Annotated in this window: 9 protein-coding genes; 7 read left to right on the top strand and 2 right to left on the bottom strand. The window is 37.4% G+C overall.

The window, feature by feature from the left end:
* Window positions 1-3 precede the first annotated feature (3 nt).
* From HC965_RS23550 to HC965_RS23570, 5 genes are all read left to right on the top strand, one after another.
* On the top strand, window positions 4-3105 hold the full coding sequence (locus tag HC965_RS23550; RefSeq protein ID WP_191033767.1) for a type I restriction endonuclease subunit R: 3102 nt from the start codon (window positions 4-6) through the stop codon (window positions 3103-3105).
* A complete protein-coding gene (locus tag HC965_RS23555) occupies window positions 3105-3800 on the top strand; it encodes a M48 family metallopeptidase (protein ID WP_191033768.1) in 696 nt (231 codons plus the stop codon). Before HC965_RS23550 ends, HC965_RS23555 begins: the two co-directional genes overlap by 1 nt.
* 63 nt (window positions 3801-3863) lie before the next feature.
* A complete protein-coding gene (locus HC965_RS23560; RefSeq protein WP_191033769.1) occupies window positions 3864-5225 on the top strand; it encodes a DUF262 domain-containing protein in 1362 nt (453 codons plus the stop codon).
* A 6-nt stretch (window positions 5226-5231) separates the two neighbouring features.
* Window positions 5232-6356, top strand: coding sequence for an AAA family ATPase (locus HC965_RS23565; RefSeq protein WP_191033770.1), 1125 nt, complete (start codon window positions 5232-5234; stop codon window positions 6354-6356).
* A gap of 1 nt (window position 6357) precedes the next feature.
* A complete protein-coding gene (locus HC965_RS23570) occupies window positions 6358-7251 on the top strand; it encodes a hypothetical protein (protein ID WP_191033771.1) in 894 nt (297 codons plus the stop codon).
* A gap of 412 nt (window positions 7252-7663) precedes the next feature.
* Here the strand turns inward: HC965_RS23570 and HC965_RS23575 are convergent, their stop codons facing one another.
* Window positions 7664-8071 (bottom strand): helix-turn-helix domain-containing protein, encoded by a 408-nt coding sequence (locus HC965_RS23575; protein ID WP_191033772.1) that lies wholly within the window; start codon window positions 8069-8071, stop codon window positions 7664-7666.
* Window positions 8072-8116: 45 nt separating this feature from the next.
* The gene (locus HC965_RS23580; RefSeq protein WP_191033773.1) at window positions 8117-8506 is read right to left on the bottom strand and encodes a helix-turn-helix transcriptional regulator; all 390 of its coding nucleotides are present in this window, start codon (window positions 8504-8506) and stop codon (window positions 8117-8119) included.
* 329 nt (window positions 8507-8835) lie between these two features.
* On the opposite strand from HC965_RS23580, the gene HC965_RS23585 reads away from it, so the two are divergent.
* Window positions 8836-11922 (top strand): TonB-dependent receptor, encoded by a 3087-nt coding sequence (locus tag HC965_RS23585; protein ID WP_191033774.1) that lies wholly within the window; start codon window positions 8836-8838, stop codon window positions 11920-11922.
* Between the two features lie 15 nt (window positions 11923-11937).
* Window positions 11938-13776: a RagB/SusD family nutrient uptake outer membrane protein gene (locus tag HC965_RS23590; protein WP_191033775.1), complete on the top strand. Its 1839-nt coding sequence runs from the start codon at window positions 11938-11940 to the stop codon at window positions 13774-13776.
* Window positions 13777-13926: the final 150 nt, after the last annotated feature.

Here is a 13926-nt window from a genome sequence, read left to right on the forward strand (position 1 = left end):
CCTATGGATTCTCACATTGGCGAAAAAGAAATTCGGACACAAAAACGTTTAATCGGACTATTCGAGAAACGTTTAGGCTATACTGTTCTGGGCGATTGGAAAGATCGTGAGAATAGTAATATAGAAGAAAAACAGTTGAAGAAGTATCTAAAAAAGAAAAGATATTCCGATTCCGAAATTACTAAAGCAATCGCAATTCTTAAACGTGGTGCGAATGATTTGAGTGACGGCTTGTATCAAGCCAATTTGAGAATTTATAATCTTTTGCGCTATGGAATAAATATCTTGCCAGAAGTGGGTGAGCAAAAGAAATTCGTCCATTTGATAGATTGGAATAATCCTCACGAAAACGATTTCTACATAGCAGAAGAAGTAACCATAAAAGGAAAAGAAAAAGCAACAAAACGTCCAGATTTGGTCATTTATGTCAATGGTATTGCTTTAGGTGTTATTGAATTAAAACGTTGTACGAGCTCTGTCCACAATGGTATCCGTCAAAATCTGGATAATCAGAAAGATGCTTTTATTCCTCATTTTTTCACTACCATGCAGTTCCTTTTTGCGGGCAATGATACCGAAGGATTATATTATGGAGTAATTGATACACCCGAAAAATTCTGGCTTCGTTGGAAAGAAAGTAATTCTAAAGAGAAAAATGAATTAGATAGAAGTACTCTTCAGGTCTTTGATAAAGAGCGTATCTTAGAGCTAATCCATGATTTCATTATTTTCGACGGGGGACGGAAAAAAGCATGTCGTCCAAATCAATTTTTTGGAATAAAAGCAGCACAACCTCGTGCTAGAAATAAAGAGAGTGGTATAATCTGGCATTCACAGGGTTCCGGCAAAAGTCTAACAATGATATGGCTTGCACGTTGGATCCATGAAAATATAGATGACGCACGTGTAGTAATCATAACCGACCGCGATGAATTAGACAAGCAAATCGAAAATGCTTTCAAAAATGCAGGCGAAGAAGTAAAAAGAGCTAAAAGTGGTTATCAATTAATTGGTATGCTGAATAATGCCAATCCTTGGCTTATTTGCACACTTATCCACAAATTCGGAAAGGGTTCAGCCGACGAAGAACAAGACATATATGGCAAAAAACGTCGAAAACCATTAGATAAGTATTTGGAAGAAGTTGCAAATTCGCTACCTACCGATTTTAAGGCTAAAGGCAATTTGTATGTGTTTGTAGATGAGTGCCACAGAACTCAAGGTGGTTACATGCACGAAGCTATGAGAAAAATCATGGGTGATGATATGATGTTGGTCGGTTTTACAGGAACTCCATTGTTGAAAACAGAAAAAAAGACCTCGTTAGAAACCTTTGGTAGCTATATCCATACCTACAAATTTAATGAAGCCGTAGAAGATAAGGTTGTTTTGGACTTACGGTATGAAGCTCGAAATGTGGAGCAATATCTTGGTAATAAAAACAAAATAGACGAATGGTTTGAGAAGCGAACGTTAGGCCTTTCCAATGTTGCTTCTGCTATATTGAAGCAACGTTGGGCTCGTATGGAAAAACTGTTTAGCAGTAAAGAGCGAATACAACGTATTGTTGCTGATATTTGTCAAGATATGGATACTAAGCGAGCCTTAGCGGGTGGTTATGGTAATGCCATGCTTGTTGCCGACAGCATTTATCAAGCTTGTCGTTATTGGGAAGTATTTCAAGAAACAACATTGAAAGGATATTGTGCGGTTGTTACAAGCTATGGTGCAGAACTGAACGACATAAAAGGCGAATGTGTAGGTGAAGGAAAAACCGAAGAAGAATTCAAGTTTGATATCTACAAAAAAATGTTGGATGGTAAAACGCCGGAACAATATGAAGAATGGGCTAAAAAAGAATTTATAGAAAATCCAGCTTCAATGAAACTCCTTATTGTAGTTGATAAGTTATTAACCGGATTTGATGCGCCTTCGGCAACATATCTATATATTGATAAAAATATGGTAAATCATAATCTGTTTCAAGCTATTTGCCGTGTAAATAGAGTGAACGGTGAAGAAAAAGATTATGGTTATATTATAGATTATCAGGATTTATTCAACTCAATAGCCTCTTCTATTAAAGATTATACAACCGAAGCATTTGAAGAGTACGACCAAGAAGACATACAGGGACTGCTTACCGATCGCCTTCAAGAAGGTCGAAAAGCACTAGAAGATGCATTACAGGCAGTTGTTACATTGTGCGAGGTTGTTTATCCGCAAACTCGTGAAAAGTTTTTTGAATACTTCGTTTACAGCGAATCAACTCCTTATGAACTACAACTAAAAGAGAGAGAGGACAACGCAGAAAAACGTGATAAGTTATATAAGTTAGTGAGTAATCTGGTCAGAAAATACATTGATATTGCTAATGATATCTATGCTGCCGGATATACTCAGGAAGAAGCATCTAGAATAAAAGAACAGGTTGATTTTTATAATGATCTGAAAGACGAGATTAAACTAAAAAGCGCTGATGCTATAGACCTTAAGATGTACGACCCTGCCATGCGTCAGCTAATTGATGCTTATGTCAGAGCTGATGATAGTGAGGAATTATTGGAATTTAATGATACTTCATTTCTTGATTTGGTCGCAATAGCAGGAGAGAATGCTTTTGGAAAACTACCTAAAGGAATTCGGAACAATTTGAAATCCATAGCAGAAACTTTGCAGGCAAATATGCGTAAGGTTTTCATTTATGAAAGACCAAACAATCCTGCATATTATGATAAGTTATCGGATATTTTACAAAAGTTGATAGATGAAGTCAAACAGGGAAAGACAGATTATAAAGAGCATATCAAAAAGCTGATTGAACTTGTTCAGAACAATAAAAATAAAACTCAATTCACATATCCGGAAAAGATAAAGACTGATGCACAAAAAGCTTTATATGATAATTTAGATAAAGATGAAGAATTGACATTAGTTGTCCACAATAGTATACTTACAAATGCAATGGATGGATGGAAAGATGGGATTCCGCCGACAAAAACAAAAAAAGTAAGGCGGGCTATCGCTAAGGCTATGGAACTGCAAGAAAACAATGAGAGAGTTACTGATATTCTAAACATTGCGAAAGGGCAAGGAGAATATTAATGGAGCGAATAGTTGTAAATAACATTCCGATTGAAGTTGAATATAAAAAGATTAAAAATATTCACTTATCGGTTTATCCTCCTAATGGAAGGGTTCATATTTCCGCACCGGAAACGATGAAACCCGATTCCGTGCGTTTATATGCCATTTCAAAACTAAGTTGGATAAATAAACAGAAGGAAAAAGTCCTTCAGCAAGCAAGGCAAACTCCTAGAGAATATGTTTCAGGTGAAAACCATTACTTCAAAGGACAACGCTATCGCTTAAAAGTCATATATCACAAAGACGTTCCTAAAGTTGGATTAGGTGGGAAAAAGTTTATCAATCTTTATGTGAGAGAAGATTCAACCGTTGTTAAGCGAGCAGAAGTCCTGAAGGAATGGTATCGAAAAGAGCTAAGGGAAACTTTATCGCCTTTGGTTGAGAAATGGTCGCAAATATTACAAGTATCTCCTAAACACTGGGAAATAAAACAAATGAAAACAAGATGGGGAAGTTGCAATACACGAACAAAAAGACTTCTTTTTAATCTTGAATTGGCAAAAAAACCAACTCATTGTATTGAGTATATTGTCGTCCATGAACTCGCTCACTTAATTGAACGGCAACATAATGAACTATATATTTCAACACTAAACACTCAATTACCTCAATGGGAAGTGTATAGAGACGAATTAAATGAATTTATAGTGTAAGATTCATATCTTTGCATAAAGATAAAACGATTACAAAAAATATGATTATAAAATATTAGAAGTATGGAATTAGAAGTTCGTTTTACAGTAAAAGGAAAAAGCATTGAATACCCCTTTACGGTTATTGATTTGGGTGAAGGTGATTTATTTCTATATTCTAATTATGGAAATGAAGAGTTTAAATATAAACTTAATAATAAAGAGGGGAATCTTTCGCTATCAGATCAAAATAAATATCCTTTTGAAGAAGATGAATCTATCGTAGAAGAAAGGCTTGTTGGATTATCCTCAGCTTGGCTTGAAGCGAAATCTCAAGGATTTGAAAATGAATCAGATTTTGATTCTGGGTATTTATCAAAACCAGGTTATGGTCCTGACGATATTTTTGTTGAAAACAAACCATTTTCTTTAAGACAAATTGTTGACTTAATAAATGACGGTGATATTGATCTTTCGCCTAATTTTCAAAGAAATTTTATCTGGGATAAAACACGACAAAGTAAGTTAATTGAATCTATTCTTCTTGGCCTACCTTTGCCATCTATATATTTAAGCCAATATGAAGACGGAAGATTAACAATTGTTGACGGTTTGCAAAGATTGACAACTATAAAACATTTTTTAGAGGACAAACTTGTATTATCAAATTTGGAATATTTAGAGAAATGCAACAACAAAAAGTATTCCGAATTAGAAAGCGTTCTTTCTCCTTTAAGATTAAGACGATTTGGGCAAACTCAGATTATGTGTTTTGTGATAGATTATCGTTCACCAAGTAAACTTAAATATGATTTATTCAAAAGATTAAATACAGGAGGGAAACCTCTTAATAACCAAGAAATAAGAAACTGTCTATCCAGGCCGCATTTGCAAAATGTTTTACATGAAATGGTGAAATCTGATGCTTTTAAAAATGCGACCAATGGAAGTGTTAAAGACACTAGAATGGAAGCTCAAGAAGCGGCACTTAGGTTTATCTATTTTTACGATCAATATAATGCATCAAATCCAATTGGAAACTATAATGGGTATATGGATGATACTTTAGATGGTTTTGTTGATTATTTAAATCAGGTAAAGGATGTTGGTAAATACATTAATATCTACGAAAACGCCCTAAAATGCTCTTATTATTTATTTCAAGAATATACTTTTAGAAAAGTATTTCCTGATGGAATTGGTGGACGAAGAACCCCAATTAATAAATTACTAATGCTCAGTATAACCGTCTTGTTAAGTAGGTACAGTTATGATTCAATAGAATCTAAATATGAAAAAGGATGTCTAATTAGACCTTTAGCAGATATTATTCTAAATAATAATGAATTCTTTAATGCCATAACATGGAGTACTAACTCAAAATGGAATATCAATACAGCATTCATTATACTGAAAGAAGAATTGCTTAATATTTATTTAACCTAATAAGCCATGATTTCACGATTTAAAATAAATGGATTTAAATGTTTTAATGAAGATATATTTGAGCTGAATGATATTACCATTCTTTGTGGGAATAATGGTGCTGGAAAAAGTAGTGTTATTCAGGCTTTACTTCTAATAAGACAAGCTGTTGAGAATAATTCATTCATCCAAGAAGAACATTACAATTTAGAACATTGGAATAACTCTCGTGTCTTTTTGAATGAAAATTTTGAGTTAGCTTTGGGGATTACAGATGAAATATATAATGAAAAAGCAACGAATAATATTGAAATTACATTAGATTCGCATTTTTTTAAAATACCCCTACCTGAGGAAAATAATACATCGGATTCTGTTGTTATTCAGCATGAATTATTAGCGGAAGATTTAAGCCATTTTCTTTCATATAAAGAATTTTACTATTTAAATGCAGAAAGAATAGGACCTCGTTATAATTCAGATACACATTATTCTAATTTTATCCACTGTGGATACAAAGGTGAATTAACAGCACAAGCATACTTAAGAAAAGGTTTTTATAAAGTGCAAAAAGAAAAAATATATAACCAAACTCAAAAAGATAATTTCCAGATACAAGTAGATGAATGGCTTAGTTACATTTGTTCTGGTACTGCAACAGTCAAAGTAGAGCCAACAAGTCAATTAAGTAGTCAAATAAGGCTTAGAAATAGTAAAACAGGGCACACTGCAACTGCTACAAATATTGGTTTTGGAATAAGCTACCTTCTCCCTATTATTATAAATGGATTAATTGCAGAAGAAGGTAGAGTTTTTATAGTTGAGAATCCAGAAGCACACCTCCATCCAAAAGCTCAATCAAATTTGGGCTTCTTTCTGGGACAATTGTCTACTGCTGGAGTAAAAATTATAATAGAAACACATAGTGAACATATTATTAACGGCATTAGAAGAGCTTGCTTATCTGAAAACATACAATTAAATCATGAGGTTGTGAATATTTATTTTTTCAAAGGGTTTAAAGAAGATTTTTCTGTAGATTATCATTTAATAAAAATCCTAAAGAATGGAGACCTCAGTGATTTTCCTGTTGATTTTTTCGATCAAACGAGACAGGATTTATTTGAAATATTAAAATTATCTCAAAGATAAAATGGGAAATTTATTATTAATTAATGAAAGTTTTGAGCTCGCAGATTGCAAAGAAACAGAGAGAGATGCTAAAGTTCGTAATTTTTGTGATATGACACAAAAATGCAAAAACGACCATGATATTTTTTATGCACTTACATCTCTTGTAACCCATGAATATTCTTATGGCAATTTTTATAATGATTTTATTTACAAAGAATGGGAAGAAATAATAAAAGAGCCTAATTTAAAAGGGATATCAAGCACTTCTCATAACCTATTTTTCCACCTATGCTTTGAATATCCGTCTTTTGCAAAACTAATTGAAAATAGAGACATGTTTGATAAAATGCCTCATCATAAAGGTTATTCTGGACTAGAATATCAAAATAGCGAAGAGCCATTTGTTAAATGTATTTCTTCATGGTATATATGGAAAATTAGTTGGCTATCCAAAAATCAAAAAGAAATATTTTGGAAAAATAAAGATTCATTCTTACCAAACAAGGAATATTCTAACACAATCCTTCTTAACGAAATCAAAAAGTATAATAAAGAGGACAAATTGGAGAAACATAAAAAGGATGTAGCTATAACATTTCATGAAGAAGTTATGAAATACAAAGGGCGAGATCTAATTGCTTATACGATGAAAATTGGAAAAATGATTTGCGAAGCAAATTATTATATCTATGAAGGAGAATTATCAAAGAGAGAACAAGCTCTGTCTAAATCCTTGAGGCATATCTATAGTGTTATTGGAAATAATGGTAAAAAACAATATATTTCTTTAGACTTTCGACATGGAATGTTTGAATTTCATAACTCAAAAGGTGAGCATTTAGGAGAGTTTCACTTTGATGGGAGTTACAACTCAAAATCTGAATCTGATCATAGCCTAAAATCGTTTCTTTAAAAATTATCTTATTAAGAAGGAAAATTTGTATAATTATGAATTTCGAAACTAACCGATAGAATACAAGCAACAACTTACAGAAGATTTAGGAAAAGAAGCAATTGTACCGAAAATGGATCTTATAACTATAATTCTATATTTTGTAAATCTGAAAAAAAAGTTTATCTTTGCTCTTAGTATTCTCCATGAGCAAACTACCGCAAAGGCACGTAGCAAATTAGTGGGTTAAATCATGGGATATGCTTGAAGCTAAAAATATAAAGTTTTAAATATCAGCGTGGTAACTCTTCAAGGAGAATCCCAGGCGAATCATCCAAAAAGCCTCTGAAAAACAGAGGCTTTTTCTTTTATGTGGTATTTTTATTAAATTGTGTATATTTCTAAATAACTAAATATAGAAAAGCCCCCCTTTTCACCTACTTTCCTCGTTTTCCTTATTATATTTCTCTCTTTCTATTTTCAACAATTCCTCAAACAATTTCACAGCCTGCTCCATTGAAAAGTGATTGAGATTTTCCACATGAGTTATAGGACCTATATTAGATGCACTCACATGGCAATTTTCATAAAAGTTGTTTGTACTATACAAAACAGTTTCTTCCGTGAACTTCTTCAAACCATCTTCTGTAACCCCTAACGCTTCAGCTACTTGTTTTAGTTTATCATCATCTATTTTTTCCGATTGTTCCATTTTGGAGATAGCTTGTTTACTCACTCCCAAAAGTTTGCCCAAATCAGTCTGCGTCATACCACGAAGACGCCGTATCCGTTCTATTTTCCGTCCTAAATGCGAATTGTTTGTATAAGATTCAGTTTCCATAATAATAAATTTATTTTTAACTTACCTCAATCGGCTAATTTATAATCACTTATTTTTCAATAACTCTACTTTTTCTCTTTCACTTTGGAGCAAACGCTCATACAACTCCACAATTTTATCCACTGGATTAAATTGTTGTGCAATTGATGTAGAACCTTGCTCAAAAGTGTTATCTCTGATATTATTAATATTGTAGATAGCCTTCTCCACATCAAAGTTTTTAATAACTTCAGCAGATATTCCCAACACAGAACCAATTTGATTTAAAAGCCCTTCCTCTATCTCCTCTTGTTTCTCAATCTTTGAGATGACCTGTTGGTTTACACCAAGATCAGCCGCTAAAGCTTCTTGTTTCATACCAAAGTAAACACGGATCTTTTGCAGATTATGTCCTACATGTCTCCGGTTCGCTTTATCTTTTACTTCGATATCCATATCATTATTTTTTAAGTGAATACATTGAGACAAAGATAGTAAAAATCAACCCAAATCAATTCAAAGTCAACTTTATTTTTTTCAATCCCCAGTTCTATATGCATAATTTTGCCCTGTCAGTTTTTTTGCTGACAGGAATCGTGGCGCCACATTCAAAATATTTGCAGAATGATGTTCAATATTGATATTCTGAACAATCATTATTTAACCAATAAAATCTAATAGCCTATGGGGTAAGTAAAGTCATTACAATCGAGACGTAGCTTTGAATTGTCCGGAAATTTAGCTATTCAAAAACAAATTAATAAACATACAATTAAACAAAAAGCATGAAATCATTTTCTGATAAAACAAACATAGGGTGGAATAATCCCCTAAAGACTGTTTATAGAATGAATTTTTACCTATTATTCCTATTAATAGGTTCATTATCAATACTTGGAACAACACGGGCTTATTGCCAACAGAGCAGAACAATCTCGGGTATAGTGAAAAACTCTCAGGGAGAGACTATTATCGGAGCGAATATCGTTGAAAAAGGCACTAGTAATGGGACGATTACGAATGTAGACGGGCAGTTCACACTACGCGTGTCGTCCAATGCTATATTAAAGGTGTCTTATATGGGATACACGGAACAGGAAGTCAACGTACGCAACAGAAGCAAGCTGGAAATCATAATGGCAGAAGACGCCAGACTGATTGATGAAGTGGTGGTGGTAGGATACGGCTCGGTCAAAAAGCGGGATTTGACGGGTGCGGTAACCTCTATCAAGAGTGCGGAAGTACTGGCAACTCCTACCAATAATGTGATGGAAGCCCTTCAAGGGAAGATACCCGGAATGGATATCACCAAAACTTCAGGACAGGTAGGCGGTGATGTCACTATCCTGCTACGCGGTTCACGATCCATCTATGGCAGCAACGAACCGCTGTTTATTATTGATGGGACTCCCGGTAGTTATAGTCAGGTCAGCCCGTCGGACATCGAGAGTGTAGATGTATTGAAAGATGCTTCTTCCACCGCCATTTATGGTTCTGCGGGAGCAAACGGCGTTGTAATCATCACTACCAAAAGAGGAAAAGAGGGAAAAGCCACCGTAAACTTCGATGCTTATTACGGATTCAGCGGTTCACCCAATTACAGGCACGGAATGACTCGGGATGAATGGGTGACCTACCAACGGGAAGCCTATAAATATAAAAACGGTGACTATCCCACCGATATGTCCGCCCTACTGGGTAAACAGGATTTTATAGATGCCTACAACGACGACAAATGGATAGACTGGGTAGATGAAGTGTCGGGCAATACGGCTACCACACAGAAATACAGTCTTTCGGTCAGTAGCGGCACTGAAAAGACTAAATTATTTGCTTCGACTTCCTACAATCGGGAAGAAGGTTTACTCAACAACGAGAACCTGAACAGATATTCGTTACGTCTCAATCTGGATCAGCAGATATTTTCATGGGCAAAGGTGGGCTTTACCTCCAATTTAGTCTACCGGGACTTGAACACCGGAGTGAAAAACACGTTCACCAAATCTCTCTCTGTCATTCCGCTGGGTGATGTTTATACCGAAGAAGGAAAGATCAATCATGAATACATCACGGGACAATATTCTCCGATGAGTGATTTCATAGAGAATCAGTATGTAGACAACACACGTTCCACCTATCTGAATATGAGTGGCTATGTTGAGCTGACTCCTGTCAAAGACCTGACTTTTACCAGCCGTGTCAATGGTACTTTAAACCACTCGCGCCACGGGCAATACTGGGGAGAAAAGTGTAATGCCAACCGTCCGTCTTATGCAGGTTCGCCACATGCTTCCATCACTAACAACAATGCCTGGAATTACACATGGGAAAATACCCTTGCCTACAACACAACCATCGCAAAAGTCCATAATCTGGGAGGTTCGCTGGTTACTTCCTGGAATAAGAACCAGTCGGAAAGCAGCATGGCTGCCGCCAGTGGTCAGATGGTAGATCAATGGTCTTTCTGGCGACTGACATCGGGCACTTCCCAACATGTGGAATCCGACTTCGCACAGACACAGAAAATGTCCTTCGCTTTCCGCCTGAACTATTCATACAAAGGTAAATACCTGTTTAATTTCTCTACCCGTTGGGACGGTGTTTCGCAATTTTCCACCGGGCATAAATGGGATGCCTTCCCCGCAGGCGCACTGGCGTGGAGAATATCCGACGAAGCATTTATGAAAAAGACACGCAGTTGGCTGGACAACCTGAAGTTGAGAGTGAGCTACGGCATCACGGGCAACTCGGGAGGAACAACCGCATATAGCACCACAACACAAGCTTACGTATATACAGCTTCGGGAATTTCCATTAACGGGAAGATCGTTCCTTTCACGCAATACTCAGGTACTTACGGTAGTTCCGATCTCGGATGGGAGAAGTCATACAACTGGAATGTAGGGTTGGATTTTGGTATTCTGAACGGTCGCATCGACGGTTCGGTAGAATGGTTCAAGACGACAACCAAAGGATTATTATTCAAACGTACTCTGCCTATCACCAGCGGCTTGACCGGATGGGGATCGCCTTTAGCTATTTGGCAGAACATCGCCCAAACCAGTAACCGGGGTGTGGAAGCAACAATAACTTCACACAACATACGGCACAAGGATTTCACCTGGAACACCACTTTATCCGTCACCTGGAATAAGGAGCAAATAGATGACCTGCCTGACGGTGACCTGATCGCTGAAAACCTGTTTGTCGGCGAACCGATTAAAGCCATTTACGGATATAAATATGCCGGTATTTGGGGAACCGATACTTCGCAGGAGACATTAGACGCCTACGGCGTAAAACCCGGATTTATCAAGATAGAAACCTTAGACCAGAAGGGTGATGGAGGCGTACACAAATACAGCACGGAAGACCGGCAAATCCTGGGACATTCCAATCCGGACTGGATTATCGGATTCAACAATTCCTTCACCTACAAGAATTTTGACTTGTCCGTCTTTGCCATGGCACGTTACGGACAAACAATCAACAGTGACCTGCTCGGCTATTATACCGCCGAACAAAGCGTAACCAAAAATCAACTGGCAGGCGTAGACTATTGGACAGAGAACAATCAGGGAGCCTATTTCCCCCGTCCCGGAACGGCAGACGAGCAGAAGACCGTCTATCCTTCATTAAGAGTGCGCGACGGTTCCTTTATCAAGATTAAGAATATCACCCTAGGATATACACTGCCCGCAAATATCTCACGTAAGGTTTTGATGGAGAAATGCCGCATCTATGCCACAGCTTACAATCCGTTCATCTTTGTAAAAGACAAACAGTTGAAAGACACCGATCCCGAAACCAACGGTTCGGACGCATTTCCCACCTACCGGCAATTTGTTTTTGGCGTTAATTTGACATTCTAACTAAAGATTATAATCATGAAAAGTATATCTATAAAATTCATATTTTGCAGTGTGCTACTCTCGGCATTGTCTCTACACTCCTGCACTTTGGAGGAGTACAATCCGGGCGCATTTACCAAAGAAGCTTTGGCTACTTCCATCGACGGATATGAAACCCTGATTAACCAGTGTTATTTTGCAATGGAAAGATTTTATTATGGTTCCGCGGACTGGATGTCACTGACTGAAGGCGACACCGATCTTTGGACATACAAAGCCAACGAATCGACAAGTTACACACAGTGGTTTTGGTTTTTCGCAGGAACATCGCCCAATACGACTTACACCAATAATTGGTGGAACGGGACGTACGACGGCGTAGGAGCCTGTAACGAAGCTATCGCATTAGGAGACAAACCGCCCTACACCACGGAAGCTGAACGGAATGCAAAGATTGCGGAAGCCCATTTTCTTAGAGCAGTCTATTATTTCAACGCAGTGGAGCAATTCGGAGCAGTGACGATGCTCACAGAACCCATAGTGACGGAAACGATGACTTACTCCCCCACCCGTACCGATCCGATGACTATCTATCAGGAAGTTATTCTACCCGATTTAAGATTCGCATCCGAATGGCTGCCGACAGGTACTCACGCAACGACTACCACCCCGACAAAGAAAGCCGCTCTCGGTTTTCTGGCTAAAGCCTGCTTACAGACGTACGAATATGGAAGCACCGAATACTTGCAGGAAGCTCTGGATGCAGCCGGGAAATTAATTACCGATTGCGAAACCGGTGGCGGGAAGTACAATACGTATATGTATCCATCGTACAGCGAAGTGTTCAAAGAAAGCAATAACCGGGAAAACAAAGAAGCCCTTTGGAAGCATCGCTGGTATGCAGGAGCAGACGGTCACGGGTCAAGCAACGGAAACTATAAGTTAAATCGCAACGACGAGTATTTCTTATGTAATATCAATAAATTCGGTGCGCGTGAAGACAATCAGGAAACACGGCTTACCTGGGAAGGCTCAATCACCGGCATCTTTATGCCTACACAGCATCTATTGAATTTGTATGTACAGAAAGACGGGACATTAGACCCCAGATTCCACGAATCGTTCACTACAGAGTGGAACGCAAACAAGAATTACACTTGGGATGAAAGCGCCGTACATATGTATGACAAGGAAGAAGCCGTCATTGGTAAAGCTCTGAACAAAGGCGATTTAGCCATTAAGTTCATCATGCCGCAAGATATGGATTATTTCGTAGAGAAGCAAAAAGAGCACAATGCCGATTATTTGCTCATTGATTATCACCATGTATATAGTGACGACAATAATAACGTGAACATGAATTATGCTTATACAAACGTCACAGGCAATTACAAGAATGACGGAACGAATGAGAATCAGTTCCGCTACTACTATCCGTCACTGAATAAGCATAACAGCAGTAATTATTATGTAGCCAATGCTTCCAAACAGAGAAACGGTAATCTGAATGCAACATTTATCATGCGTATGGCGGAAGTTTATTTGATTGCGGCAGAAGCTGATATTTACCTGAATGGCGGTGCGAATGCAGCCGGCTATATCAATAAGGTTCGTGAACGTGCCGGAGCAAATCCGCTTACAGGAAGTATTACGGTGCGGGATATCTTGGACGAAAGAGGTCGTGAGCTTTGTGGCGAATATTGCCGCTTCTACGACTTGAAACGAACAGGAATGTTCAAAGATTCCGAGTATCTGGAAAATACTCATCCGGATCTAGCCCAATTCTTTCATCCGAATTATGCGCTACGTCCCATTTCAACAACTTTCACTGCCACGATCACTAATGGCAGTGAGTATCAAAATCCGGGATATTAAGTAAGTATCTCAAAATGTACAGGTGTCGGGATTGATTCCATGACATCTGTACATTATAATAATTTCAGAGATTTCTTTAAATATGCCTTGTTACCTTCCACCTCTTCCCTATTTTCTAAATAACACTTAAATCTTCACGGCAAGTTCCAT

Source organism: Bacteroides sp. GM023 (assembly GCF_014750685.1).
GTDB lineage: Bacteria > Bacteroidota > Bacteroidia > Bacteroidales > Bacteroidaceae > Bacteroides.

Coding starts and splice junctions, on each gene's coding strand:
- HC965_RS23590 (WP_191033775.1), top strand. CDS start 11,938: ATGAAAAGTATATCTATAAAATTCATATTTTGCAGTGTGCTACTCTCG.
- HC965_RS23570 (WP_191033771.1), top strand. CDS start 6,358: ATGGGAAATTTATTATTAATTAATGAAAGTTTTGAGCTCGCAGATTGC.
- HC965_RS23585 (WP_191033774.1), top strand. CDS start 8,836: ATGAAATCATTTTCTGATAAAACAAACATAGGGTGGAATAATCCCCTA.
- HC965_RS23555 (WP_191033768.1), top strand. CDS start 3,105: ATGGAGCGAATAGTTGTAAATAACATTCCGATTGAAGTTGAATATAAA.
- HC965_RS23550 (WP_191033767.1), top strand. CDS start 4: ATGGATTCTCACATTGGCGAAAAAGAAATTCGGACACAAAAACGTTTA.
- HC965_RS23560 (WP_191033769.1), top strand. CDS start 3,864: ATGGAATTAGAAGTTCGTTTTACAGTAAAAGGAAAAAGCATTGAATAC.
- HC965_RS23575 (WP_191033772.1), bottom strand. CDS start 8,071: ATGGAAACTGAATCTTATACAAACAATTCGCATTTAGGACGGAAAATA.
- HC965_RS23580 (WP_191033773.1), bottom strand. CDS start 8,506: ATGGATATCGAAGTAAAAGATAAAGCGAACCGGAGACATGTAGGACAT.
- HC965_RS23565 (WP_191033770.1), top strand. CDS start 5,232: ATGATTTCACGATTTAAAATAAATGGATTTAAATGTTTTAATGAAGAT.